This window comes from Streptomyces boninensis, assembly GCF_048572725.1.
GTDB lineage: Bacteria > Actinomycetota > Actinomycetes > Streptomycetales > Streptomycetaceae > Streptomyces > Streptomyces boninensis.
This window is the reverse complement of the sequence record NZ_CP183837.1, coordinates 2,385,492-2,410,088: the sequence shown is the minus strand read 5'-3', so window position 1 is coordinate 2,410,088 and position 24,597 is coordinate 2,385,492. Positions and strand designations below refer to the sequence as shown.

Below are 24,597 nucleotides of genomic sequence, written 5' to 3'. Positions count from 1 at the left end.
ATGGCTTTCGTTCACAACCGGCACTATCACCGGACTCTGCTACGGCGGCTGCCGCCGCATGTCGATCGCGCGCTGGATGCGGGCTGCGGGAGGGGGGAGTTCGCCGCGAAGCTCGCCCGGCGGGCGGAGCGGGTTGATGCGCTTGACCCCGATGCGGAGATGGTGGCGGCCGCCAAGGCCCGGGCGCCGGGCAATGTTCACGTACGGCAGGCGGATCTGCTGCAGGCCGATCTTGAGCCCGGTGCGTACGACTACATCGACTCCATCGCGGTGCTGCACCACATGGATCTGGAGGCGGCCTTCAGCACGCTGCGCGATGCGCTTGCGCCGCAGGGGACGCTCGCTGTGATCGGCTGCTATCGGGAGGCCACGCCTGCGGATTACGCGGTCGCGCTTGTCGCCTCGCCCGTGAATGCCGTCGCCCGCCTCGCCCACGCCGCCGCTCGCACCGCGCCGGATGACTCGATGCCGGTGGCGCGGCCGAGCACGACGCTGGCGGAGGTGCGGGAGGTCGCCGGGCGGGTGCTGCCTGGGGCGCGGATCGGGAGAAGGCTGTTCTGGCGCTATCTCCTTACGTACCGCAAGCCCGCGGGCTAGATCCAGCTAGATCCCGGTCTTTCAGCCGCCGAGCCCCGCCAGCCGCGACCCGTCGCCCAACCGCGCCGTCAGATCCGCCTGCACCCCGCGCTCCGTACGCAACGCAAGGAAGCGCCCGCGCGCCGACCCGGACGCGCCCCCCGACGCCGTCACCGACGCGACATCGCGGCTGCCCGCCGCGAGCACATACCACTTGCCGGACCGCGACTTCCACAGCACCCCGGCCAGCGCCCGCGGCTCGCGCGCGCCGCAGGCGATCGTGTCGCGGCCCTTCGCCGCCACCGCCGCCTGCGACCGGCCCGGGGGCTGGAAGAGCGCCAGCACCTGCGTCCCCCGCCCCCGCCACGTGTCCGCGCGGGCGCACAGCCACGCCGCCGTGCCGCCCGACTCGGGGAGGGGCTGGCCGGCGAAGGTCCAGGCGTTCACCGAGCGGACGCCCTGGCCGGCCAGCGCGCCGAGGCGGCACGCGGAACGGGCCCACCGCTCGCGCGCGACCGCCGAGCCCGCGGCGCCTTCGGCGGCCTGCGTCGGATTGCCGTACGTCAGCCGCGCGGGCAGCAACTCGCCCAGGTCGGAGACCAGATGCGGCGCGGACCCGGCCCCGGCGGAGGGCCGGGTGCGGAGCTCCAGAGCCTCCCAGCGGGTGCACTGCTTCTGCCCGACGGGGCTCGGTACGGGCGGCGTGACGCCGTCCTTTGTGCGTCGTACTGGCTCGGTGGTGTTGCTGCGTTGCAGCATGTCGCGGGCCGAGACGCCGGAGACCCAAGGGGCGGTGAGATAGCGGACGTTGCCGTCGACGCGGCTCACCACGACCGCCGTGGCAGAGGCGGCGTCGGCGCCGTCCGTACGGGCGAAGTCCAGGGCCGCGCCCTGGCCGGCGGCGCCCTTCGGCTCGGCATAGCGCACCAGCCGCTGGCCGTCGTGGAAGAGCACCACCGCCGCGCCGTCGACATCTCCGGCGAACAGCAGCTGCGGCGCCCCGGCGGCCGGGCCGGCCAGGGTCCCGGGTGTGGCCGACACGCGTACGGAACCGCTGGGCCGGGCCCACACCTTCAGCGCGCGGCCGAGGAGCTTCGTGTCGCCGGTACGGGCCCCGCGGGCCGGCCACGCCGCGAAGTCGGGGCGGGCGGCGGCGCGCCAGTCGTCGCGGCCCGCGTGGGCGAGCTTGGCCGGGTCGAGGGCCTGCTGGGCGAAAGCGTTCTGCGCATACGACGGGGCCGCCGCGTCGTCCGGGTCACCCCAGCCGCCGACGCCGGGCAGCCCGAGCAGCGCGGCGCACGCCGCCAGCGCGGCGGCCGCGGCGAGGGTGGCGCGGGTGTGCTGGCGGCGGCGGACCAGGTCGGTGGGCCTCGCCTGCAGCGAGCAGGGGTCGAACTCGGGGGACCGCAGCAGCTGTTCGTCCCTGCTGCCGGCCGGCAACTCCAGCCCGTCGGCCTCCTCCAGCGCGACGCCCGGCTCCGCCACCCCCGCGGCCGCGAGGAGCCTGTGCGCATCGGCGTCGCTCAGGCCCTCGAGGCCGCGGATCACGTGGGCCGCGCGGGCGGCCGGGGTCAGGGCCGCGAGGGCCTGGTCGAGGGCGAGTTCATCGGAGCCGCCGGAGCGGGGGAAGAGGCGCAGGCCGAAGACTCGGGGGAGGAGCGGGGGCCATTGGGCGGGGCGGGGGAGGCCGAGGGGGCCGCGGGGGCCGCCCGCTGCGAGGGCGGCCTTGATGACCTGCAGCCGTACGTATGCGTACCCGGGGTCCGCGCCGGGGCCGGCCGCTCCGTCCTGCCCGCGGTCGGTGCCGCGCTGGGAGGGGAGCGCCGGGCCGTCCTCGTCGTCGCCCGCGGCCCCGCGGCCGCGGGGGAGGGAGCGCTGGACGATGGCGTGCGCCTGAAGCACGCGGCGGCCGCGCCCGCTGCCTGGCGGGAGGAGCAGGTAGGCGAGCCTGGCGAGGCGCGGGTAGTGGCCGATGAGGGCGGCTTCTGCCTGCTCCAGGTCCACGGGGGTGTGGGTGTCGTCAGGCTGGTCGGATGCGGGGAGGGTGGCTGTCGGCTGGTGGTCCACGGTACGTAGAACGAGTGAATGGTCCGATGGTCACCTTGGGTGGGTGGCTCGGAATGTGCCCGCCCACCCGCCCGTTGCTCCGTGTGACAGGGCGGGGTGGGGCGCCGAAGCGCTCACGCAAGCGCGCCCCCGGGCAGTCCGTGGCCGGAGACAGCAACGGGCGGGTGGGTGGGGCAGGTTCAGCCCTTGTCCAGGTACGCCAGTACCGCCAGCACCCGGCGGTTGTCGTCGTCCGACTGGGAGAGGCCCAGCTTGCCGAAGATGTTGGCGGTGTGTTTGGCCACCGCCCGCTCCGTGACCACCAGTTCGCCCGCGATGGCCGCGTTGGAGCGGCCCTGAGCCATCAGCTCCATCACCTCCCGCTCGCGCGGCGTCAGCTTGCCGATCGGCTGGTCCTGCGTCGAGCGGCGCGAGACCAGTTGCGAGATGACCTGCGGGTCCATCGCCGTGCCGCCGCCCGCCACCCTGCGCACCGCGTCGATGAACTGATCCGCGTCGAAGACCCGGTCCTTCAGCAGATATCCGACCCCGCCGCTGCCGTCGGCGAGCAGCTCACGCGCGTACAGCTGCTCCACATGCTGCGACAGCACCAGCACCGGCAGCCCCGGTCGCTTCGCCCGCGCCGCCAACGCGCACTGCAAGCCCTCGTCCGTCAGCGTCGGCGGCAGGCGTACGTCCACGATCGCGATGTCCGGCTGCTGTTCCTCCAGCGCCCGCGTGAGCTCCGGGCCGTTGTCGACGGCCGCCGCGATCTCGAAGTCGTACGCCTCCAGCAGCCGGATCAGTCCGTCCCGGAGGAGGAAGAGGTCTTCGGCGACGACAACGCGCACGGAATCTCCATCGTGATCATCGTGGGGCCGCCGGCGGGGCTGCTGACGGCCAGTATGCCGTCGAATGTACCGAGCCGCCGTTCGATCCCGCGCAGGCCGGACCCGGAAGCATCGGCTCCGCCGCGCCCGTTGTCGGTCACCGACGCGCGCAGCCGGCCGTCCTCGTACGACAGGTCGAGCCACCCGCGCTCGGCGCCCGAGTGCTTCGCGGCGTTCGTCAGCGCCTCGCTGATCGCGAAGTACGCGGCCGACTCCACCGGCTCCGCGAAGCGGCCCGGCAGGTCCACGTGTACGTCCACCGGCATCGGCATGCGCAGGGCGAGGGCCTCCGCCGCCGGGCCGAGGCCGCGCTCGGCGAGCACCGGCGGGTGGATGCCGCGGACCAGGTCGCGCAGCTCCGTCAGCGCTTCGGCGGAGTCGCCGCGGGCCTTGGCGACCATCTCCTTCGCCTTGGCCGGGTTCTTCTCGATCAGCGCCTCGATGGCGCCGAGGCTCATGCCCATCGCGACGAGGCGCGCCTGCGCGCCGTCGTGCAGATCGCGCTCGATGCGGCGCAGCTCCGCGGCGGAGGTCTCGACCGCGTCGTAACGGGTCTCGGTCAGCCGGTCCACGCGCTGCTGCAGCGCCACGTCGCCGGGCGCGAGCAGCCCCTTGGTGAGCCAGAAGTGCGGCAGCAGCAGGTACTTCTGGAAGTACAGCCCGAACCCGACCAGCGCGGCCGCCAGCCCCGCGGCGGCGAAGGCGGTGGCCTGATCGCTCACGGGCACGAAGCCGAACCACCACGCGCCGCCCATCGCGTCCTTGAGCACGTGCCACAGCCCGGCGGCGAGGGCGAAGCCCTCCAGCGGATAGAAGACGAGTGCCCCGGCCGCCAGTGCGGTCGCGAAGCCGAAGATCATGTCTACCGGCAGCCAGCCCAGGTCCCGCCACGTGGCGCGGTCGGTCAGCATCAGCTTGCAGCGCTCCACCTGTCCTATGACGCCGGTGCGCAGGTCGGGCGGGAAGGGCCGGTACGTGGCCGGGATCCGGACCCCGCCCCATTGCGCGGCGAGCATCCGTCGCACGTTGGCATGCGCCCTGACCAGGGAGAGCACCCAGGGCGTGGTGAAGGCGCCGACGCCGAGCACGATGAAGACGATCGAGATCACGGAGAGGATGAAGAGCGCCAGCGAGCCGCCGATCGCCATCGCCGCGAGCGCGAAGCCGCGGAGCCCGGTCAGGGCCCAGTTCCGTACGCGCATGCCCGCACTCCTCGTCTCCGTATCGCTCACGCAGCCAAGTGTGCCGGTCGGAGGCGGTCGGGGCACGGGTGTCGGGCACCGCAATGGGGGTGTACCTAGGTCTACCGGGCGCCTCAGCTCAGCGGCACGTACTTGTACCCGACCCGCCTGACCGTCACGATCGACCCCCGGTGCTGCGGGCCGAGCTTGCGGCGGAGGCGGGCGATGTGGACGTCCACGGTGCGGCCGTCGCCGACGTGGCCGTAGCCCCACACCGTGCCCACGAGCTGGTCGCGGGTGTGTACGCGGTGCGGGTGCGCGACCAGGTGTGCCAGGAGCTCGAACTCCAGATACGTGAGATCGAGCTGGTCGCCGTCGAGGTGGGCCGTCCAGGTCTCCCGGTCGATCCGCAGGGCGCCGGCGGTCGGGAGGGAAGGGGCGAAGAGGGCTTGCGAATTCGACATGGGGTCTCGGCTTTCACGCGTCGGGTCGTCACGGGTGGACTTCGAGCGCGCGGGTGGGCCCAGATGTTACGAGCGGCCCGCGCGGCGGAACGCGCGGCAACACTCCATGTCGAACTGGTTCTCCTGCCGGGACGGCCAGAACGGCTCCAGGTCGTACCGACCGGGAGCGGTGGTGTGCTGGTGGCTGGCCATGTGCACATTGAAGCAGACCGGTGACGGGATGTGGAGCTCGGCTTCACCTGCGTAGCGGTGCGCCACAGTCAACACTCTTGACACGGCTGGGCACTTGAGCGATTACTTGTCCCTTGAGGCTCGTCGTTGACAACGTTGTCTAAGGAGGGGCAATGGCGCGCACTGCACGCCGGTACAGATACGTCCTGGCGGGGGCGCTCACGCTCGCGCTGCTCGGCCAGGGGGCCGCGGTCGCGGCACCGGATCCCGACGAGGCGCCGAGCGGCGACTCGTCCTTCGCGTCCTCCTTCGAGGACGGCCAGCCGGCGCCCGACTGGAAGAACACCGCCGAGAAGTCGTCCGGCGTCGACGGCGGCTTCAGCTCCGGCTTCCCCGGTGACGTCTCCGACAAGGTCGTCGGGGTCAAGGCCAGCAGCGAGAACACCGGCGCGGGGGAGGTGGCCCGTAATCTCGTCGACGCCACCTCGGCGACCAAGTGGCTGGCGCCCGAGCCCAAGCCCTGGGTGGAATTCGAGCTTGAGGAGCCGGTCAAGGCCGTCAAATACGCCCTGACCAGCGCCAACGACCACGATGAGCGGGACCCGAAGGGCTGGATCCTCAAGGGCTCCAAGGACGGCGACAGCTGGACGACCCTCGACACCCGCGAGGACCAGAGCTTCCCCGAGCGCTTCCAGCAGAAGGTCTACGACATCGGCAGCGCGGACGCGTACGCCCACTACCGTCTCGAATTCACCGCGAACAACGGCGCCGCCGACGCCCTGCAACTCGCCGACGTGCAGCTCTCCGACGGCAGCACCGAGCCGCCCGAGCCCGGCGACATGCGCTCCACCGTCGACAGCGGCCCGGTCGGCTCGCCCACCGCGAAGGGCGGCGTCGGCTTCACCGGCACCCACGCGCTGCGCTACGCCGGCACCCACAAGCCGGACGGCCGCGCGTACTCGTACAACAAGGTCTTCGACGTCGATGTCGAGGTCGGCAAGACCAGCGAGCTCTCCTACAAGGTCTTCCCCGAGATGCAGAAGACCGACCTCAACTACCCGGCGACCAATGTCGCCGTGGACCTCGCCTTCACCGACGGCACGTACCTGAGCGAGCTGAAGGCCACCGACAGCCACGGCGGCGCGCTCACCCCGCAGGGGCAGGGCGCGGCGAAGCGGCTGTACGTGAACCAGTGGAACGCCGTCGCGGCCGACCTCGGCCGGGTGGCCGCGGGCAAGACCGTGGACCGGGTGCTGGTGGCGTACGACTCGCCGAAGGGGCCCGCGCAGTTCCGCGGCTGGGTCGACGACATCTCCATCGCGCCCGCTAAGCCGGTCGAGACCCCCGACCGCTACTCGGACTATGCGTCTACCACCCGCGGCACCATGTCCTCGGACTCCTTCTCCCGCGGCAACACGTTCCCGGCCACGGCGGTCCCGCACGGCTTCAACTTCTGGACCCCGGTGACCAACGCCCAGTCCAAGAGCTGGCTGTACGAGTACGCCCGCGGGAACAACGCCGACAACCTCCCCACCATGCAGGCCCTGGCCGCCAGCCACGAGCCCAGCCCCTGGATGGGCGACCGGCAGACCTTCCAACTGCTGCCGTCGGCGGCGAAAGGCACCCCGGACGTGAGCCGGGAAGGCCGCGCGCTGCCCTTCAAGCACGGCAAGGAGACGGCGAAGCCGCACTACTACGGCGTGACCTTCGAGAACGGCATCAAGGCCGAGATCACCCCGGCCGACCACGCCGCGATGATGCGCTTCAGCTATCCCGGGGATGACGCGAACGTCATCTTCGACAATGTCTCCAAGGACGGCGGGCTGACGCTCGACAAGGACTCCGGGACCTTCACCGGCTATTCGGACGTCAAGTCCGGGCTGTCGACCGGCGCGACGCGGATGTTCGTCTACGGCGAGTTCGACAAGGACGCGACCGAGGGCGAGAAGGTCGGCGACAGCGGCGTGGCCGGCTATATGAAGTTCGGGGACAAGCAGGTCACCCTGCGCATCGCCACCTCGCTCATCAGCGTCGACCAGGCAAAGGACAATCTGAAGCAGGAGATCCCCGAGGGGACGTCCTTCTCGCAGGTCAAGGAGCGCGCGCAGGACGCCTGGGACAAGATTCTCGGCAAGGTCGAGGTCGAGGGCGCGACGCATGACCAGCTGGTCACCCTCTACTCCAGCCTCTACCGGCTCTACCTCTACCCGAACGCCGGGCACGAGAGGGTGAACGGCAAGTACAAGTACGCCAGCCCGTTCTCCAAGGCGGAGAAGCCCGACACCCCGACCGAGACCGGCGCGAAGATCGTCGACGGGAAGGTGTATGTCAACAACGGCTTCTGGGACACGTATCGGACCACCTGGCCCGCGTATTCGCTGCTGACCCCGAAAAAGGCGGGCGAGCTGGTCGACGGCTTCGTGCAGCACTACAAGGACGGCGGCTGGACCTCCCGCTGGTCGTCCCCGGGCTACGCGGACCTGATGACCGGCACCTCCTCCGACGTGGCCTTCGCGGACGCGTACATCAAGGGCGTCGGCTTCGACGCGGAGGCGGCGTACAACGCGGCGCTGAAGAACGCGACCGCCGTGCCGCCGAGCTCCGGCGTCGGACGGAAGGGCATGGAGACCTCGCCCTTCCTGGGATACGCCTCGACCGAAACCGATCAGGGGCTGTCCTGGTCGCTGGAGGGCTACCTCAACGACTACGGCATCTCGAAGATGGCCTCGGCCCTCTACAAGAAGACCGGCAAGGAGCGCTACAAGGACGAGGCCGCCTACTTCCTCAACCGGGCCCGCGACTACGTCCAGCTCTTCGACGACAAGGCCGGCTTCTTCCAGGGCCGCGACCTGAAGGGCGGCTGGCGGGTCCCGAGCGACAAATACGACCCGCGCATCTGGGGCTACGACTACACCGAGACCAATGGGTGGGGTTACGCCTTTACGGCCCCCCAGGACTCCCGCGGCCTCGCCAACCTCTACGGCGGGCGCGACGGCCTCGGCAAGAAGATGGACCAGTACTTCTCGACACCGGAGACCGCGTCGCAGGAGTTCGCCGGCTCGTACGGTGGCGTCATCCACGAGATGACCGAGGCGCGGGACGTCCGGATGGGCATGTACGGCCACTCCAACCAGGTCGCGCACCACGCCACGTACATGTACAACGCGGCCGGTCAGCCCTGGAAGACCCAGGAGAAGGTCCGCGAGGTCATGGACCGGCTCTACACCGGCAACGAGATCGGCCAGGGCCTGCACGGCGACGAGGACAATGGCGAGCAGTCGGCCTGGTGGCTCTTCTCCGCGCTCGGCTTCTACCCCCTGGTGATGGGCAGCGGCGAATACGCCATCGGCTCCCCGCAGTTCACCAAGGCCACCGTCCACCTGGACGGCGGCAAGGACCTGGTGGTGAAGGCGCCGAAGAACAGCCGGAAGAACATCTACGTCCAGGGTCTCAAGGTCAACGGCAAGAAGTGGACCAAGACCGGCCTGCTGCACTCGGCGATCGCCAAGGGCGGCGAGCTCGTCTTCGACATGGGTCCGAAGCCGTCCCGGTGGGGCACCGGGAAGGATGCCGGACCGGTGTCGATCACCAAGGACGACAAGGTGCCTGCGCCGCGCACGGACGCGGTGAAGGGCTCCGGACCGCTCTTCGACAACACGTCGGACACGGGCGGCGAGGTGAAGACCGTCGACCTGCCGGTCGCGGGCGGCACAAAGGCGGTCCAGTACACGCTCACCTCCTCGGCGGAGCCGGGCCAGGCGCCCAAGTCGTGGGTGCTGCAGGGCTCGGCCGACGGCAAGAAGTGGCGGGACCTGGACAAGCGGTCCGGCGAGACCTTCGCCTGGGCGAAGCAGACCCGGCCCTTCAGCATCGCCGAGCCGGGGACGTATGAGCACTATCGGCTGGTGGCCGCGGACGGCGGCGGGACGCTGACGGAGGTGGAGCTGCTGAAGTAGCTCAACCCCTGCGCGGCGGCTCCGCATTGAGCCGCCGCGCAGCGGCCATCGCGTCGCCGAGCGTCACATGATTGACCGCGATGATCGTCGGCAGCCGGCCGCGCGCCTTCGCGCACACCTTGGCCCGCGCTTCGATCACCTTCGCCGTGTTCACCCGGGCCGCCTCGGCCCGGTCCGCGCCGCCCTCCCGCGTCACGAAGTGGTTCAGCAGGAAGATCTTCTTGCTGCGGTCGTCGCCGCCTCGGGCCGGTTCGCAGGTCAGCGACTCCGCGTCGGTCGCCTCGTACGGGGTCTCCACCGCGTAGCGGTAGAAGTTCCGGTACCAGGACATCGGGCCGTCCGCGAACTCGGGGAAGACCACGAGCCGCCGCCCGGAATCCGCCATCTCGCCCAGCGTCGGCCAGGCGGCGCCCGGCTCCGGCGGCCGCTGCAGATACCGCTCCAGGCCCGCCGCCCGGAACGCCTTCCGCGTCGCGTCCGCGCTGACGTCGTCCTGCACCACCAGCGTCACCACGTCCCGCGGATGCGCGTCCAGCCAGCGGCGCAGCTCGCGCAGCTGCGTCGTGAACCGGGTCGCGCCCAGCCGGCAAGGACCGTGGCACAGCCACACGCCCGTGCGCTTCGCGACCACGTCGTCGACCGCCTTGACCAGGGTCCGGCGGGTGCGGGTGGAGATCATCGCGTTGGCGGGGAGCAGCTCGCGGCCGGTCTCCCAGCGGTGCGTGTCGAGCATCAGGGCCCGTACGCCCATGTCCAGCTGGCCGGTGATGGACGGGTCCTGGTGGGCGCCGAGGAAGCCGTCCGCGACCGTCGCCATTGCGTTGTGGGTGCCGATCTGCACCACCCGGTCGTACGGGCGGTCGCACAGCTCGACGCTGCCGTTGCACGGGAGCCGGCCGGCGGCGCCGGTCAGTTCCGCGGGCGGGGCGGCGGGCAGCGCCGTCGGCAGCAGGACGAGCTGCGCGGAGGCCACCGCACCGGCTGCCGTGAGCCGCAGGCCCCAGCGCCGCGGCGAGGCCCGCCGCACCACCGCGAGCAGCACCGTCAGCGCCGCGAGCACGGCCACGCCGCGCCACCACGCCAGCGCCGCGGCCCCGTACAACTCCCGCACCACGTCTGTCAGCAGCGACCGCAGGCTCGGCGGCAGCCCGGAGGGGAGCAGCTCGCCGGGGGCCGGGCCGAGCCACCACAACTCGACGCCGACCAGCGCGCCCGCGCCCGCCGCGGCGCCGCAGATCACGGTGGCGGTGTAGCGCGCGGAGCGGCCCGCGCGGCGGGCGGTGTGCAGGGCGAGCGCGAAGGCGGCGGCGAGCAGGGCGGCCGCGGCGTACGGGGCGTACGGGGCGGTGGCCGCCGCGAACACCGGGCGGGCCGCCGTCAGCCAGGCCGGCTGCTCGCGGGGCGGCGGGGTGGCGGGGCGGTCGAGGGAGGGCGGCTTGGCGTCCTCGGCGGCGGGCTCCAGGGAGTTGAGGAGCGGGTCGAGCATGCGGTCGTAGAGGCGCTGCGCTACGGGTGGGTCCCAGGTCTCGTGGACGAAGGAGCGCAGCGGCGGGCGCAGATAGTCGGTGAGCGGGGCGCCGCTGTTCGCCTCCCACTGGCCGGGCACCTGCTGCAGCTGCCTGGCCAGGGTGGTCAGCCGGTCCGCGGTCGCGGCGTCGGTGTCGGCGCGCAGGGCGCCCAGGTGCTGGCGGGCCACCTGCTCGGCGCCGCCGGCGAGGGGGCGCAGCAGGGTCTCGCGGGAGGGGGCGGGGCCGGTGCCTGCCGCGTAGCCGACGAAGGAGTGGGCGGCGTGCTCGGTGGTCTGCTCCAGCACGGAGGGAGGGGCGAGCAGCGGGAGGTTGTCGATGACGAGGTCGGAGCGCAGCGGCACCCCGGCGGCGCCTGAGCGGAGCTGCTCGCGCACCTCGGGGTCGACGAGCACCTCGTCGTACACCCGCTGGTAGCCGTCGGCGTCGCTCACCGCGCGGGTGTAGAAGGCGGGGTCGGCGATGGTGGCGCGGCAGAAGAGCAGCCCGGTGGTGGCGAGCAGCACCGCGGCGCAGAGCGCGGCCGTGCAACGCGCGATCCATTTGCCACGGCTGCCGTCGTGCTGCCCCATGCGCCCCATGGCCACCAGCCTTGGTGACCTGCGGCGGGGCGGCGAACGGGGCTGCGCCGATCGGTGGAGCGGGACACGCGTAAGGGGCGGCTGCCGGGCAGCCGCCCCTTACGCGTGTCCTATGGGTGCTTACGCGCCGTCAGACCTGCTCGGCCTTCTCCAGCGCCGTGCAGCACGTGTCCACCATCAGCCGCGTCACGACGTACGGGTCGACGTTGGCGTTCGGGCGGCGGTCCTCGATGTAGCCCTTGCCGTCCTGCTCGACCTGCCACGGGATGCGGACCGAGGCGCCGCGGTTGGAGACGCCGTAGGAGTACTTGTCCCACGGGGCGGTCTCGTGCGCGCCGGTCAGCCGGGACTCGACGCCCGCGCCGTAGTTCTTGACGTGCTCGATCGGCTTGTCGCCCTCGCCGAGGGACTCGGCGGCGGTGATGATCGCCTCGTAGCTCTCGCGCATCTTCTTGGTGGAGAAGTTGGTGTGCGCGCCCGCGCCGTTCCAGTCGCCCTTGGCGGGCTTCGGGTCGAGGGTGGCGGAGATGCCGAAGTCCTCGGCGGTGCGGTAGAGCAGCCAGCGGGCCAGCCACAGGTGGTCGGAGACCTCCAGCGGCGACAGCGGGCCGACCTGGAACTCCCACTGGCCCGGCATGACCTCGGCATTGATGCCGGAGAGGCCGAGCCCGGCCTTCAGGCAGTTGTCCAGGTGCGCCTCGACGACATCCCGCCCGTAGATCTCGTCGGAGCCGACGCCGCAGTAGTAGCCGCCCTGCGGCGCCGGGAAGCCGCCCTCCGGGAAGCCCAGCGGCCGCGAGCCCTGGAAGAAGGTGTACTCCTGCTCGATGCCGAACAGCGACTCCTGCGCCGCGAAGCGCTCCGCGACCTCGCGCAGCTCGGCGCGGGTGTTCGACTCGTGCGGGGTCATGTCGGTGTTGAAGACCTCGCACAGCACGAGGATGTCGTCGCCGCCGCGGATCGGGTCCGGGCAGGAGAAGACCGGCTTCAGCACCCGGTCCGAGTCATGGCCCTCGGCCTGATTGGTGGAGGAGCCGTCGAAGCCCCAGATCGGCAGCTCGGCCCCGTCGGCGAGGATCTTCGTCTTCGAGCGGAGCTTGGCGGTGGGCAGGGTGCCGTCGATCCAGATGTATTCGGCCTTGTACGTCACGGCGCCGTCCTTTGCGGGTCAGGAGGTCTCACTACGGCGCACTCTGGCAACCCGCGATTTCTCATCGATTGCTCGACTGTGAACCCCGTGTAACGCAGCCTGCTCACCTGTCACGTACGAGCAGAGAACCGAAACCCAGGCGGTGGACGCGGCTGCTGAGCTCCTCCGGCGTGGCGCCGAGGGCTGCCGCGGTGGCGTCGATGCGCCAGTCGTGGGCGGCCAGGGAGGTGAGGAGGTGGCCGCGGCGGACCTGGTTCTCCGAGAGGCGGAAGGTTTTCAGGTACGCGATGCGGCCGTCGGTGTCGGTGATTGTTTCGCCGATGTGCTGTTCTGTCTGGCGTTCGAATGGGGGCAGGAAGCGCTGCAGCCGGAAGCGGCCCATCCGTCGCACCTGCTCGAAGCTGTAGCCGGTGCCGGTGCCGGTGCCGCCGCCGAGCAGGCCCGCCGCCATCATGCCGTCGTGGAAGTCCGCCCACTCCGACTGCTGCCGCTCGGCCGCGGCGCGCAGCTGTGCGAGCGAGTCGATGGCGCCCTCGTCGATACGGGCCGTGAAGTCGCGGACCGGGCCGACGAAGTGCGCGTAGTGGTAGATCAGCTCGCCGAACATGTCCTGGACGAGGGTGGGGTGCAGGAGCCGGTAGTCGTCCGGGTGCGGGACGGCAAAGGCCGCGGCCAGGGCGTCGGCGGCGTACACGAGGACGCCGCACTGGCCCGGGTGGATCTCGAAGATGCGGAGGGCGTCCTCCAGGTCCGGGATCTGGTCGCCGGCATAGGTGCGCTCGGCGCGCGGGGACAGGCCGCGGGCGACGGCCCGGCGGGACCACTCCTCCCACAGGATCGTGGGGCCGCCGAAGTGCAGCGCCAGGTAGCCCTCCATGGCCAGGTGGAGGGGGAGGAAGCGGACGCGGGTCTTCGTCGCACGCCTGGCCATGCGGCGGTGGAAGTGCAGCCGCATGGCTTCGGGCGGGCCGACCCGGTCGGCGAGCTGGGTGCCGTACGCGGCGGCCGGGGTGCCGTCTGTGGTCCAGTCCGCGATCAGGCCGTGCGGGATGTAGCCGGTGTAGACGGTGCCGTCGCCGACGTCCACGACGCCGGGCCCGCCGTAGATCACCGGGTACAGGCGCAGGTCGTCGATCGGCTGGGCGCGGAGGAGCGGCATGAGGCGGATGGCGCCCCAGACCTGGGCGGGGCCGGTGGTGAGGCCCGAGCGGGCGAGGTCGAGGTGGTGGGCGAGGTCGCGGTCGTGGTCAGTCATCGGCGAGGTAGCTCCGTACCCGGGTGTCGAGGTGGGCCCGCAGCTCCGCTACGTCAGTGCGGCCCGCCGCGAAGCGGGCGAGCTCCACCAGCGCCGGGAGGTCCTCCGCGTTCCGGATGCCCGCGGTCGGGACGGTCGGGGCGAGGCGGCGGACGTCGAAGCCGGTGGCGTCGTAGACCGGGTTGAGGTGGATGACGTCCGTGCGGCCGTCCCGGTCGAGGCGGTCGCGCCAGACGCGCAGCACCTCGGCGGCGAGACCCGGCGGGGCGTTGTCCCAGCCGTCGGAGACGATCAGCAGGCGGGTGGGGGAGCGGTCCAGGGCGTCCAGGATGCGGGTGCCGAGCGGGGTCGGGCCGTACGGGCGGGCGAGGAGGGCGTCCGTGCGGCCGGAGGTCCAGAGTGAGACGTGGCCGCCGGTGAGCGCTTCCAGGAGGAAGTGGGTGGCGACCGCCACCGCGAGGGGGCGGCGGCGCTTCTCGGTGGAGCCGGATGCGGAGAAGCTGTCGTCGAGTACGGCCACCGTGTGCGGCCAGGTCCCGGCCGTGTCGCCTGCCGTCCGGCGGGCCGCGGAGCGCAGGGCGTCGGTGAGCTCGGCGCGGCGGCTCACCCTGTCGTCGAGAGGGAGGGCGAGGACGTACGAGGCGAGCCGGGTCAGCGGCATGGCGCCGAGGTCCGCGGCGATGACGGCCTTGGCCTTGTGCGTACGGGCCGATTCCTGCAGCCGCAGCCGCTCAAGACGGGTCAGGCGCGGCTCGATGCGCTCCAGGAAGGTGCGGCGCGGGATGCCGTGCTTGGCGGCGAAGCCCTCGGCGGTGGTGAAGGGGAGCTCGTAGAGCGCGCCCTGCTCGTAGCGGGCGCGGCGGTAGGCGTCCAGGAGGGGGGGCGTAGCGGACGCGCTTTGTCGGTGCGAAGAGGAAGTCGCCGAGTTCGGCGGATCCGGGCAGGTGCGCGTGCCGGGCCGCGGTCTTCAGGCCCGTGCGGTACTTCACCGCGTCGAAGGCCTGGTCGGGGCGGGTGGAGAGCCAGTCGCGGATGATGGCGCGGGTGCGGCGGTTGTTGATGCCGGCGGCGCGGATGTCGGCGAAGAGGCGGTAGACGCGGGGCGGCGGCAGCTGGGTGAGGCGGCGGGCGATGAGGCGCCCTTCGGTGCGGCGCTGCTCCGGGCCGGCCTCTCCAGCAGTGCGGAGGAGGCGGAGGATGATGCGGGCGGCGTTGTGGTCGTTGATGTCGAGGCTGAGGGTGGCGGCGTACAGATCGCGGTAGTTGCCGTGCACGTAGGCGTGCAGGAAGTCGAGCGAGAGGTGCTGCTCGGCGGCGTCGGAGCGGAACTCGCGCTGGCCGGTGGCGGTGATCGCGGCATTGACGAAGAGCAGCACGTCCTCGGCGGCGATGAGTCCCGCGCGGGTGCCCTGCATGGTCGTGCCGTCCCTTTCCCCGGGGTGTTGCCTGGTTGCTTGCGCCGGCCGGGGAATGAGAGCACGAACTGCGAATCATCGCTTCACAGGCGGGTTCCGGAAGTCGCACTGGAGTCCCGCGGCCGGCGCTGCCAGCGTAGCGCCGGCGTATCTTCGGGGGCGCTTGGTTTTAGCTGGTGGGCCGGGCCGGCGGGTGTCCGGTTCGCTCGGCTACGCGATGCGTGAGACTTTTGCGGGGGAGGTGGCGGCGGATGGCTGACGTGCGGGCTGTCGCGGGTGCCGGCTGCGTGCTGGCTGCCGCCGGGGTCGTACGGGACCGGGTGCGCGGGGTCGCCGGGGTGCCGGTGTCGCTGGCCGCGACCGGGGCGCTGATCGTGATCGCGCGGCGGGCCGGGTGCACGCCCGGTGAGCTCGGGCTCGGGACCGTAGGGAAGGGGCTGCGTTACGGGGCTGCCGCGGCCGGCGTGGTCGGTGCCGGGTATGCGGCGGGTGCCCTGCTGCCTGCCACCCGGCCGCTCTTCGATGACGACCGGGCCGCCGGGACCGGGGCCGGGCTTGCCCGGCAGGCTTTGGTCGAGGTGCCGTTCGGGACCGTGCTGCTGGAGGAGGCCGGCTTCCGGGCCGTGCTGCCCGCGCTCCTGCGGCCCGCGTGTGGGGAGGTCGGGGCGGATGTCGTGGCAGCCGGGCTCTTCGGGCTGTGGCACATCCTGCCGTCGCGGGATCTGGTCGAGGCCAATCCGGCGCTGGCGGGCGCCGCCTCCGGGGGCGCGGCGCCCTCGCCCGCCCGCGCCGCCGTCTCCGCCGTGGTCACCACCGCGGCCGCCGGTGTCGTCTTCGCCGCCCTGCGCCGTCGCAGCGGCAGCGTCATCGCGCCCGCGCTGCTGCACGCCGCCACCAACTCGCTCGGCTATGCCGCCGCCTGGGCCGTCAGGCGTCGCGCTCGCCCTGCCAGTCGAGCTTGAGGCGCTGGGCGCGGGGGAGCTTCGCCACGATCAGGTCGTACGAGTCCTCGATCATCTCCCGGACCAGCCGGTCCGGGACCGAGCCGTCCAGGGTGACCGTGTTCCAGTGCCGCTTGTTCAGGTGCCAGCCGCCGACGATCGACTCCGGGTGCGCGGCCCGCAGCCGCAGCGCCAGCTCCGGGTCGCACTTCAGGCTGACGGTCAGGGGCCGGTCGTCGAGCGTCGTCAGGGCGAAGATCTTGCCTCCGACCTTGAACGTGGACACCTCTGGATGGCGGGAAAACGGGTTCTCCTCGGCGGCGCCATTGAAGTCGAGGCAGGCTTTGCGGAGCGCTTCCGGAGTCATACGGAAAATTATGGCGGCAGGTGTCGATCGGCGTCCCGGCCGTTCGTCGGTGGGGTGAAAGAGCCACTGCGAGCAGGAGGAAATGACATGAGGTACATGCTGCTGATCTGCGGAAACAACGCCCCCGACGCACCGGCGGAAGGCACCGGCACCGCGGGGACGCTGCCGATCGAGGAGTGGGTCGAGAAGTACACGGTGGAGCACGGCGAGGGCCACGGCACCCGCCTGCACGGCGACCGCCTGCGGCCGCCCGGCGACGCGGTCACCGTGCGCGTACGCGGGGGCGAGGTGCTGCGCACCGACGGGCCCTTCGCGGAGACCAAGGAGTACGTCGCCGGGTACGACCTCTTCGAGTGCGACACCCTTGAGCAGGCCCTGACGGCGGCCGCCGAGCATCCCATGGCGGCGGGCGGAGCCGTCGAGGTGCGCGCCTTCTGGGACCCGGCGCCGGGGGAGCCCGAGATCCGGCGCATCCTCGCCGAGCTGGCGGCGGCCGGTGCGGACGGCGATGTGGAGCGGGCGGCGGCCTGCTATGCGCCGGATGCGGTGGTGTACGGGGGCGGTGCGGCCGCGGACCGGGTGAAGGTCTTCGGCGCCGGGGAGCCTCGGGAGCTGCACGTCCAGGCCGACGAGCGCTCCGGCTTCAGCCACGCGGTGGTCGGGCCGTATCGCGTCACCACCGGCTATCGCTCCTTCGGCGAGCAGTGGCGGATCGTCCACCAGCACATTTCGGATGCGTCCTGAGGGAGCGCCGGCCATGAAGTACGTGCTGTTCCTCTGCCCCCCGGCCGGCGGTGAGGACCTCGTCGTCACGGCCGGGACCCGGCTGCGGCCGCCGGAGGATGCCACCACCGTGCGCGTGCAGGGGCATGAGGTGCTGCTCAGCGACGGGCCCTTCATCGAGGCCAAGGAGTACGTGGCCGGGATCGACATCATCGAGGTCGAGAACCTCGACGAGGCCATCTCGCTCGCCTCCCGGCACCCCGCGGCGCTCGGCGGCGGCACCGTCGAGGTCCGCCCCGTGTGGGAGTGAGCTTGTCCCAGGACGTCGAGGCGGCGGTGGCCGCCGCCTTCAAGGAGGAGTGGGGCCAGGTCGTCGCCACCCTGATCAGGGTGACCGGCGACTGGGACCTCGCCGAGGAGTGTGCGCAGGATGCCTTCGCGCAGGCGCTGGACCGCTGGCGCCGCGACGGCGTCCCGCGCCGCCCCGGCGCCTGGCTGACCACGACGGCGCGGAATCGCGCGCTGGACGTGCTGCGGCGGGAGGCGGTGGGGGAGCGGAAGCTGCGGGAGGCGGCGGTGCTGGCGCGTGGCGAGGGGCCGTACGACCAGGACGACAGCGGGGTCGGCGATGACCGGCTGCGGCTGATCTTCACCTGCTGTCATCCGGCGCTGCCGATCGAGGCGCGGGTGGCGCTGACGCTGCGGACGCTCGCCGGGCTGACGACGGCGGAGATCGCGCGGGCGTTTCTCGTACCCGAGACGACCATGGCGCAGCGGCTGGTGCGGGCGAAGCAGCGGATACGGAACGCGGGCATCCCGTATCGGGTGCCGCCCGCGCATCTGCTGCCCGAGCGGACGACCGGGGTGCTCGGCGTCATCTATGTGCTGTTCAACGAGGGGTACACCGCGTCGGCCGGCGCCGATCTGATCCGGCGGGGGCTGAGCGACGAGGCGATCCGGCTCGCGCGGGTGCTGGCGCGGCTGATGCCGGATGAGCCCGAGGCGGTGGGGCTGCTGGCGCTGTTGCTGCTGCACGATGCGCGGCGGGGGACGCGGGTGGATGGGGACGGGGAGCTGGTCACGCTGGAGGAGCAGGACCGGGCGCGGTGGGAGCGGGCGGAGATCGCGGAGGGGGAGGGGCTGCTCGAGGGCGCGCTGCGGCGGGGGCGCCCCGGGCCGTATCAGATCCAGGCCGCCATCGCCGCCTGCCACATGACGGCGGCTACGGCCGAGGACACCGACTGGGCGCAGATCGCGGCGCTGTACGGGGAGTTGGAGCGGCGGGTGCCGTCGGCGGTGGTGCGGCTGAACCGGGCGGTCGCGGTGGGGATGGCGGAGGGGGCGGCGGCGGGGCTTGCGCTGGTGGCGGAGCTGGAGGAGTCGGGGGAGCTGGCGGCCTATCACCTGCTGCCGGCGACGCGGGCCGATCTGCTGCGCAGGCAGGGGCGGTTGGCGGAGGCGGCCGTTTCGTACGAGGCGGCGCTGGTGCTCGTGGAGAACGAGGCGGAGCGGAGTTTTCTGCGGCGGCGGCTGCGGGAGTGCCGATCCGCGTAGGGCATCTCAGTTGTTGAGCTTGCGTACGCGGTCGTCGTTCAGCTCGTCCACCGCGCCGCTCACGTCGCCGATCGTCGCGTAGTCCACCGCCACCAGGTTCACCGGGCGGCCGCGCTCCGCCTCGCACGCGCGGGCTCGCCGCAGCACCCGCTCCTTTGCGTTGATCTCGCCCGCGTCGAGGCGGCTGCCGCCGCCGTTGGTGATGAAGTGGTTGAGGAGGAAGAGGCGTTTGCCGGTGCCGCCGCGGTTGGGGGTGCAGGTCATGTCCTCCGGCTTGCGGAAGGCGAAGGGGGTCTCCATGCCGTAGCGGTAGTAGTTGCGGTACCAGCGGGCCGGGCCGTCGGCCTGCTCCGCGAAGACGACGAGGCGCTTGCCCTGCTCCGTCATCTCGCCGAGCGTCGGCCACGGGGCGTCCGGGTCGGCGTCGGGGGTGTACGCGAGCTCGTCCAGGCCCGCGTCGCGCATGGCGGCGGCCGTCTCCTCGCCGCTGATGCCGTCCTGGATGACGAGGGTGAGGACCTCGGACGGGTTGTTGTCCATCCAGTGGCGGATCTCGCGCAGCTCGGGGACGAGCGGGATCGCGCCACCGCGGCAGACCGCGTGGCAGAGCCAGGTGCCCTTGCGGGGCGGGTCGACGGTGTTGATGACGCTGCGGATCTGCTTGCGCATCGACGGGGTGAAGTCGGATTCGGCGAGGCGCGAGGTGACCTGCTTCGGCGTCTCCCAGCGGTGGGTGTCGATGAGCAGGGCGCGGACGCCGTCGTTGAGCTGGCCGGTGATGGAGGGGTCCTGGAGCGGGCTGATGAACTTGTCCTCGGATGTGGACATCGAGTTGTGCGAGGCGACCTGGGCGACCTGGTCGTACGGGACGTCGCACAGGTCGGCGCGGCCGTTGCAGCGGTGCTCGGACTCGCCGCCGAAGGCGTTCGGGACGAGGACGGCGCCGGCGAGGGCGGCGGCGGTGACGCCGATGGCGCCCCAGCGGTAGCGCGGAGGGAGGGCGGGTTCCGCTTTGGCCTCGGCGGTGCCGGCGGTGCCGGCCGTGTCGGCCGCCTTCGTACGGGCCGTGCGCCGCTGCCACGCCCAGCCGCCCGCGGCCAGCAGCGCGCCGGCGACCAGCGGGAACGCCGCCGTGGTGAGCGCGGTGTCGAACAGCCGCGTCATGGCGGTGTGCTGGAGGTCGGTGAGCAGGCGGTCCGCGGAGTCCGGCCAGCCGCGGGGGGCGGCCATCGCCGTATCGCCGGAGAGCAGCTTGGCGGCCAGGATCAGCGCGAAGGCGAGGGCGCCGCCGCCGGCCAGCGCCAGGCCGAGGCGCTTGAGACGGCGGCCGGGGGCGGGCGGGCCCGCGAACCACAGCGCCGCGAGGGCGGCGCCGCCGAGCAGCGCGGCGATGGTCTGCACCCAGCCGAGGCCCAGCTTGGTGAACGCGCGCGCCTGCCGCACCGGGGCGAGGCCGTCGCGGCCGTCCTCGCCGCCGCGGTCGAGGTCGGCGGTGAGGTTCCAGGTGGAGCCGTCGGCGGAGTCGCGGAGCTGGGCGGCGGCGGTCTTGCGGTCCTTGGCGAACGACACCGGGCCGACCTCGGCGAGCGCGGTGGCCAGGTCGCCGCTGGCGAGGGCGGTTTCGACGCGGGGGCGCAAGGGCTTGCGCTCGGCCGGCGGGACGGCGCTGAGGAGCGCGTCGGCGGCGGCGTCCGCCTGGGCCTCGGTGAGGTCGAGGGTGGGGAGGCCGTCGGGGCGTTTGCCGTCGGCGATGCGGTCGACGGCGGCGTCGAGCTCCTGCTGGAAGGCGCGGTAGTCGGGGGCGGGCTTTTGCTGCAGGCCCGCGACGGTGTCGGCGAAGTAGATGTGGCCGAGGTCGCCGAGGTTGTCGAGGACGGGTTTGAGGTCGACGGTGAGCTTCAGCTCGTCGGTGTCGCCGCGGAGGTAGCCGACGGCCTGGCCGATGACGTCGTTGGCCATGGCGCGGGTGGTGGAGGGCGGGAGGACGGTCTTGAGGTTGGCCGTGACTACTGCCTGCGGCACGGGGAGGCGGCCGAGGAGGCTGCGGGTGACGTCGGAGGCTTCGGGGTCGACGAGGACCTGGTCGTAGAGGCGGTCGTACGTGTCTTCGGTGTCGAGGACGTCGCGGTAGTAGGCGGCGTTGGCGACGGTCGAGCGGGCGGTGCCTGCGAGGACCAGGACGACGGTGGCGAGGACGGCGACGAGGGCGGCGGTCCATCGTAGGGCGGTCGTGGTCCACGCGGGTTTGGTCCAGGCACTCACGCCTCCAGGTAAACATGCGCTGGGCCTGCGCACCTATCTGTTGCGCCCTGGGCGCGGGCTGTTTCCTGCGCTGCGCGCGGAAGTCCTCAAACGCCGGACGGGCTTGATGGCGCGGGGGCCGGGTGCGGGGTGTGGTTAGCGGTGGGCGGTGACGACCCAGGCTGGGGCGCGGAGGAGGACGCCGTTCGGGGTTTCGTACGGGGTGAGGGCTGTTCGTAGGGCGGCTGCGGCCTTGGACCTGTCCTCCTGGCTTGCGTCCTTCAGTAGTGCTGCGAAGGATGGGCTGGTCAGGCGGAAGGCGGCGGCGTCCTCGGCGTTGGTGCCGGAGACGGCGGACTCGTCGACCGGCTCCAGGGCGATGTCCGTGAAGCCCGCGCCGCTCAGGAGCGTCCTGACGCGGTCGGGGTCCGCGAGGGAGTGCGGGCCGGGGGCGCCGGGCTCTTCCGGCTCGTCCGGGGCCGTGTAGGGGGCGATGGCGTCGCGGGGGACCTGGTAGTACTCGCTGCCGGAGGGGTCGCGCCAGCAGGCGAAGGCCAGCCGGCCGCCGGGGGCCAGCGCGCGGTGCACTCGCGTGAAGGCGGTGTCCGGGTCGTCGAAGAACATCACCCCGAAGCGGCTGATGGCGATGTCGTACGCGCCCTCGCCGAGGTCGTCCTGCTGCACGTCGGCCTGCCGGAAGGTGACATTGCGCTGCCCGTCGGCGCGGCCGCGCGCCGTCGCGAGCATGGGCCCCGAGATGTCGACGCCGGTGACCTGGCCGGACTCGCCGACCGTGGCCGCCGCCACCAGGCTCGTCTGCCCGCAGCCGCAGCCGAGGTCCAGCACCCGCTCGCCCGGCCGCAGCGCGGCGCCGGCCATCAGCCGCGGTGTGTAGCGCTGCAGCAGCGTGTCATAGCGGTCGGCTTCGTCCGCCCAGCGCTGCCCGCCCTCACCGTTCCACGCTTCGGTCGCCTTCTCGTTGGCCACGAGCTCCCCTCCCAGGTGCCTCCGCGCCGCCCGCGGTGCCGGGCGGGCACAGCGAACCGTACCCGCCCGGGCCCGGCGATCACAGGACCGCGGTGTCAGCCGAGCTCTACCCCGGCGCGGGGGAGCAGGCCGCGGATCATGTGGCAGGTGATGTTGGACGGCGGGTGCACGCCGATCCGCTCTGCCGTGCGGCGGCAGACGGAGTTGGTGGCCTGCTGTGGTGTGTACACGCCCGTGTCGAGCAGGGCTATGGCTATCCGCATCGCTTTGAGCTTGCGGTTGTGCGATACATACCACTCCCGGGGGCGGCCGGCGGGGAGCGGCTTCTTGCGTAGGGGCGCGAAGGGCTGGGTGCTCTGGGTGGACTGGCTGGACCTGATGCTGAACAGGGGCGTCGGGGCGTGGGCCACGGTCATGGGCTGCCTCCTCGGCGTCGCGAGCTGTATCTCAATGGTACCGCTCGGCACTGACAAACGGCCCTGGTCAAGCGGGAGTTCGGGATGTTTGTTCGAGTTGGGGCGGGGGTGTGCTCGGGTGGGTTGGGGAGGTGGTGGCGGAGCGGGTCAGGAGGAGGGCTGCGGCGGTTGGTTGCAGGGCGGCGATGGCGAGCAGCAGGGCGTACGGGGGGAGAGGGCCGGCCGCGATGCCCACGAGGGCGGCGCCGAGGGCGCCTGCGGTCACCTTCAGGCCGGCGCCGACGGTGAAGACTTGCGCGTGCGCGCCGGGCGGGGCGTGGTCGGCGCGGATGCGGAGGGTGGCGGTGAGGAGGGGGCCGTCGCAGGCTCCGGCGAGGGCGAAGAGGGCCAGGCAGGCGGCGTACGGGGCGGTGAGCGCGGCCGCGGCGAGGGCGGCGCCGGTGCCGAGGAGGCTGTAGGCGGCGAGGCGGGCCGCGGTGACCCGCGGGGTCCAACGGGTGAGCGCCGCCGAGCCGGTGAGGGCGCCGACCGCGAAGCAGGTGAGGAGGGTGCCGCCGCCGCCCGGGTAGTCGCGGTCCGCGCCGAGGAGCACGGTGGCGAGGGCCAGGCCGCCGATGCCCAGGTAGGCGAGGGAGGTTGCGAGGGTGGCGGTGCGGAGGGGTGGGGTGCGCGCGATCGCGGTGATGCCGGTGCGCATCTCATGGGCGATGGCCCGGGCTCGGGGGGCGCGAGAGTGCTGCTCGGCGCCGGTCGCGTCGGCGGGTGCGGTGCCGTCCGGGCCCACCCGTCCCGCCGTGCGGGACGCCTGCCCCCGGACGGCGGGTGGGTGTTCCGGGGCGGTGGGCGGGTGTTCCGGGGTGGCGCGTGAGTGCCGGCCGGAGCGGGTCGCGTCGGCGGCTGCGGTGCCGTCCGGGCCCACCCGTCCCGCTGTGCGGGACGCGTGCCCCCGGACGGCGGCCGGTGGGTGCTCCGCGTTGAGTCGCGGCAGGCTGGTGGCCAGGGCTGATGCCAGCAGGGCCGACGTGGCCAGCAGGAGTGTCGCCCAGCTCGCGCCCAGCGTCGTGGCCGCCACCGTCACCGCCGCCGGGGCGATCAGGCCCGCGACGTTGTACGTCGCCGCGTCCAGCGCGTACGCCCGCTCTCGCCTGCCGCCCGGCGGCAGTCCGCTCAGCAGGCTCGACAGGCCGCCGGTCACCGCCGGGCCGCAGGCGCCGCCGAGCGCCGCGGCGGAGACCACCAGCGGCGTCGGCGCCGCGCCCAGCCCCGCCGTCACCACGGCTATCGCGCCGGCGAAGCCGAGCAGCGCCGGGGCGTAGAACCAGCCCGGCCGCCGGGCCCGCGCGGCCAGCGCACCCGCGAGCGGCGCCGCGACCACGTGCGGCACCATCCACGCCGCGAGCACCGCCGCGCCCGCACCCGCGCCGCCCGTACGCGCGAGGGAGAGCAGCGCCACCGCCACCGGCATCCCGTCGTCGGCCAGCCGCGCGCACACTGCGGTGGCGAGGTAGCGCTTCATCGCTGCATCCCGGGGGCTCCTGGCTCCTCAATGGCGTAACGGTTTATTAAAACAACACGTTACCGGCTACCCTCGCCCCATGACCACCGACGGCTTCCGCCCCGCCCAGCGGATCCTCGATCTCGCGAACGCCGTCCGCGCCAACCCCGCGCTCGACCGCACCGCCCTCGCCGCCGTCCTCGCCGCACACGGCGAGACCCCGGCCGATCTCGCGGATTTCGACGACGCCGCCGCGCAGGCATTGCGCGCCGCCATCCGCCGCCTCACCGACGACGTCCTCGCCGCACCCGACCCCGACCACGCCGCCCACGCTCTCAACGCCGTCTTCGACGAATCCGGCGCCCGCCCCCGCCTCACCCGCCACGGCGGCGACCACCCCTGGCACCTGCACACCGACCGCGGCGACGACGCCGGCTGGGCGGACTGGCTGCTCGCCTCCAGCGCGCTCGCGCTCGCGCAGATCTTCACCGAGCACGGCCGCCCGGCCTGGGGCGAGTGCGCGGCCCCGGACTGCACCCGCCTCTTCCTCGGTACGGGCCCGGGCGCCCCGCGCCGCTACTGCTCGCCCAGGTGCGCATCCCGCACCCGCGTCGCGGCCCACCGCCGCCGGCACGGCTGACGCGTCCGCGGCACCGCCGCAG

At 72.8% G+C, this 24,597-nt stretch carries 19 protein-coding genes and 2 pseudogenes; 7 read left to right on the top strand and 14 right to left on the bottom strand.

The annotated features are described in order from the left end of the window. Window positions 1–597, top strand: a complete 597-nt coding sequence (locus tag ACNNMR_RS10820) for a class I SAM-dependent methyltransferase (protein ID WP_419994338.1) — start codon at window positions 1–3, stop codon at window positions 595–597. A gap of 21 nt (window positions 598–618) precedes the next feature. Here the strand turns inward: ACNNMR_RS10820 and ACNNMR_RS10815 are convergent, their stop codons facing one another. The 5 genes and pseudogenes from ACNNMR_RS10815 to ACNNMR_RS10795 all read right to left on the bottom strand — a co-directional run bounded on the left by ACNNMR_RS10815 (window position 619) and on the right by ACNNMR_RS10795 (window position 5,349). Further along, the gene (locus ACNNMR_RS10815; protein ID WP_419994337.1) at window positions 619–2,643 is read right to left on the bottom strand and encodes a hypothetical protein; all 2,025 of its coding nucleotides are present in this window, start codon (window positions 2,641–2,643) and stop codon (window positions 619–621) included. 179 nt (window positions 2,644–2,822) lie between these two features. Then, a complete protein-coding gene (locus tag ACNNMR_RS10810) occupies window positions 2,823–3,473 on the bottom strand; it encodes a LuxR C-terminal-related transcriptional regulator (RefSeq protein ID WP_419994336.1) in 651 nt (216 codons plus the stop codon). Next, complete coding sequence (locus tag ACNNMR_RS10805; protein ID WP_420000326.1) at window positions 3,425–4,714, bottom strand: sensor histidine kinase; 1,290 nt, start codon at window positions 4,712–4,714, stop codon at window positions 3,425–3,427. The genes ACNNMR_RS10810 and ACNNMR_RS10805 overlap by 49 nt, the downstream gene beginning before the upstream one ends. Window positions 4,715–4,827: 113 nt before the next feature. Continuing rightward, window positions 4,828–5,106: pseudogene (locus ACNNMR_RS10800) on the bottom strand (winged helix-turn-helix domain-containing protein); the annotation flags it as partial. A gap of 117 nt (window positions 5,107–5,223) precedes the next feature. Beyond that, window positions 5,224–5,349, bottom strand: a complete 126-nt coding sequence (locus ACNNMR_RS10795; RefSeq protein WP_419994335.1) for a hypothetical protein — start codon at window positions 5,347–5,349, stop codon at window positions 5,224–5,226. Between the two features lie 152 nt (window positions 5,350–5,501). Between ACNNMR_RS10795 and ACNNMR_RS10790 the strand changes: the two genes are divergently transcribed. Then, a complete protein-coding gene (locus tag ACNNMR_RS10790; RefSeq protein ID WP_419994334.1) occupies window positions 5,502–9,284 on the top strand; it encodes a GH92 family glycosyl hydrolase in 3,783 nt (1,260 codons plus the stop codon). A gap of 1 nt (window position 9,285) precedes the next feature. On the opposite strand, the gene ACNNMR_RS10785 is transcribed toward ACNNMR_RS10790, so the two are convergent. From ACNNMR_RS10785 to ACNNMR_RS10770, 4 genes and pseudogenes are all read right to left on the bottom strand, one after another. Next, the gene (locus ACNNMR_RS10785) at window positions 9,286–11,391 is read right to left on the bottom strand and encodes a hypothetical protein (protein WP_419994333.1); all 2,106 of its coding nucleotides are present in this window, start codon (window positions 11,389–11,391) and stop codon (window positions 9,286–9,288) included. 130 nt (window positions 11,392–11,521) lie between these two features. Then, entirely contained in the window at window positions 11,522–12,541 is a 1,020-nt protein-coding gene (glnII, locus tag ACNNMR_RS10780; RefSeq protein WP_419994332.1) for a glutamine synthetase, read from the bottom strand. Between the two features lie 103 nt (window positions 12,542–12,644). Beyond that, window positions 12,645–13,796, bottom strand: a complete 1,152-nt coding sequence (locus ACNNMR_RS10775) for an ARPP-2 domain-containing protein (RefSeq protein ID WP_419994331.1) — start codon at window positions 13,794–13,796, stop codon at window positions 12,645–12,647. Next, window positions 13,789–15,211 (bottom strand): annotated as a pseudogene (locus ACNNMR_RS10770) (hypothetical protein). Before ACNNMR_RS10770 ends, ACNNMR_RS10775 begins: the two are co-directional and overlap by 8 nt. A 251-nt stretch (window positions 15,212–15,462) precedes the next feature. Between ACNNMR_RS10770 and ACNNMR_RS10765 the strand changes: the two are divergent. Then, window positions 15,463–16,173: a CPBP family intramembrane glutamic endopeptidase gene (locus tag ACNNMR_RS10765; protein WP_419994330.1), complete on the top strand. Its 711-nt coding sequence runs from the start codon at window positions 15,463–15,465 to the stop codon at window positions 16,171–16,173. On the opposite strand, the gene ACNNMR_RS10760 is transcribed toward ACNNMR_RS10765, so the two are convergent. Next, window positions 16,139–16,519, bottom strand: coding sequence for an MmcQ/YjbR family DNA-binding protein (locus tag ACNNMR_RS10760; protein WP_419994329.1), 381 nt, complete (start codon window positions 16,517–16,519; stop codon window positions 16,139–16,141). The genes ACNNMR_RS10765 and ACNNMR_RS10760 overlap by 35 nt on opposite strands. Before the next feature lie 87 nt (window positions 16,520–16,606). Between ACNNMR_RS10760 and ACNNMR_RS10755 the strand changes: the two genes are divergently transcribed. Genes ACNNMR_RS10755 through ACNNMR_RS10745 form a run of 3 tightly spaced genes read left to right on the top strand, consistent with a single transcriptional unit; the run spans window position 16,607 to window position 18,796 of the window. After that, window positions 16,607–17,263 (top strand): YciI family protein, encoded by a 657-nt coding sequence (locus tag ACNNMR_RS10755; RefSeq protein WP_419994328.1) that lies wholly within the window; start codon window positions 16,607–16,609, stop codon window positions 17,261–17,263. A gap of 13 nt (window positions 17,264–17,276) precedes the next feature. Beyond that, window positions 17,277–17,552: a YciI family protein gene (locus ACNNMR_RS10750; protein WP_419994327.1), complete on the top strand. Its 276-nt coding sequence runs from the start codon at window positions 17,277–17,279 to the stop codon at window positions 17,550–17,552. Continuing rightward, a complete protein-coding gene (locus ACNNMR_RS10745) occupies window positions 17,549–18,796 on the top strand; it encodes an RNA polymerase sigma factor (protein ID WP_419994326.1) in 1,248 nt (415 codons plus the stop codon). The genes ACNNMR_RS10750 and ACNNMR_RS10745 overlap by 4 nt, the downstream gene beginning before the upstream one ends. A gap of 6 nt (window positions 18,797–18,802) precedes the next feature. Here the strand turns inward: ACNNMR_RS10745 and ACNNMR_RS10740 are convergent, their stop codons facing one another. From ACNNMR_RS10740 to ACNNMR_RS10725, 4 genes are all read right to left on the bottom strand, one after another. Further along, window positions 18,803–21,058: a hypothetical protein gene (locus ACNNMR_RS10740; protein WP_419994325.1), complete on the bottom strand. Its 2,256-nt coding sequence runs from the start codon at window positions 21,056–21,058 to the stop codon at window positions 18,803–18,805. A 135-nt stretch (window positions 21,059–21,193) separates the two neighbouring features. Continuing rightward, complete coding sequence (locus ACNNMR_RS10735; RefSeq protein ID WP_419994324.1) at window positions 21,194–22,024, bottom strand: class I SAM-dependent methyltransferase; 831 nt, start codon at window positions 22,022–22,024, stop codon at window positions 21,194–21,196. Window positions 22,025–22,119: 95 nt separating this feature from the next. Then, window positions 22,120–22,440 (bottom strand): hypothetical protein, encoded by a 321-nt coding sequence (locus ACNNMR_RS10730; RefSeq protein WP_419994323.1) that lies wholly within the window; start codon window positions 22,438–22,440, stop codon window positions 22,120–22,122. 67 nt (window positions 22,441–22,507) lie between these two features. Beyond that, complete coding sequence (locus ACNNMR_RS10725) at window positions 22,508–23,956, bottom strand: MFS transporter (protein ID WP_419994322.1); 1,449 nt, start codon at window positions 23,954–23,956, stop codon at window positions 22,508–22,510. Window positions 23,957–24,035: 79 nt separating this feature from the next. Between ACNNMR_RS10725 and ACNNMR_RS10720 the strand changes: the two genes are divergently transcribed. Then, window positions 24,036–24,575 (top strand): CGNR zinc finger domain-containing protein, encoded by a 540-nt coding sequence (locus ACNNMR_RS10720; protein WP_419994321.1) that lies wholly within the window; start codon window positions 24,036–24,038, stop codon window positions 24,573–24,575. Window positions 24,576–24,597: the final 22 nt, after the last annotated feature.

Coding starts and splice junctions, on each gene's coding strand:
- ACNNMR_RS10725 (WP_419994322.1), bottom strand. CDS start 23,956: ATGAAGCGCTACCTCGCCACCGCAGTGTGCGCGCGGCTGGCCGACGAC.
- ACNNMR_RS10760 (WP_419994329.1), bottom strand. CDS start 16,519: ATGACTCCGGAAGCGCTCCGCAAAGCCTGCCTCGACTTCAATGGCGCC.
- ACNNMR_RS10785 (WP_419994333.1), bottom strand. CDS start 11,391: ATGGGGCGCATGGGGCAGCACGACGGCAGCCGTGGCAAATGGATCGCG.
- ACNNMR_RS10820 (WP_419994338.1), top strand. CDS start 1: ATGGCTTTCGTTCACAACCGGCACTATCACCGGACTCTGCTACGGCGG.
- ACNNMR_RS10805 (WP_420000326.1), bottom strand. CDS start 4,714: ATGCGCGTACGGAACTGGGCCCTGACCGGGCTCCGCGGCTTCGCGCTC.
- ACNNMR_RS10765 (WP_419994330.1), top strand. CDS start 15,463: ATGGCTGACGTGCGGGCTGTCGCGGGTGCCGGCTGCGTGCTGGCTGCC.
- ACNNMR_RS10795 (WP_419994335.1), bottom strand. CDS start 5,349: ATGGCCAGCCACCAGCACACCACCGCTCCCGGTCGGTACGACCTGGAG.
- ACNNMR_RS10730 (WP_419994323.1), bottom strand. CDS start 22,440: ATGACCGTGGCCCACGCCCCGACGCCCCTGTTCAGCATCAGGTCCAGC.
- ACNNMR_RS10755 (WP_419994328.1), top strand. CDS start 16,607: ATGAGGTACATGCTGCTGATCTGCGGAAACAACGCCCCCGACGCACCG.
- ACNNMR_RS10775 (WP_419994331.1), bottom strand. CDS start 13,796: ATGACTGACCACGACCGCGACCTCGCCCACCACCTCGACCTCGCCCGC.
- ACNNMR_RS10720 (WP_419994321.1), top strand. CDS start 24,036: ATGACCACCGACGGCTTCCGCCCCGCCCAGCGGATCCTCGATCTCGCG.
- ACNNMR_RS10790 (WP_419994334.1), top strand. CDS start 5,502: ATGGCGCGCACTGCACGCCGGTACAGATACGTCCTGGCGGGGGCGCTC.
- ACNNMR_RS10750 (WP_419994327.1), top strand. CDS start 17,277: ATGAAGTACGTGCTGTTCCTCTGCCCCCCGGCCGGCGGTGAGGACCTC.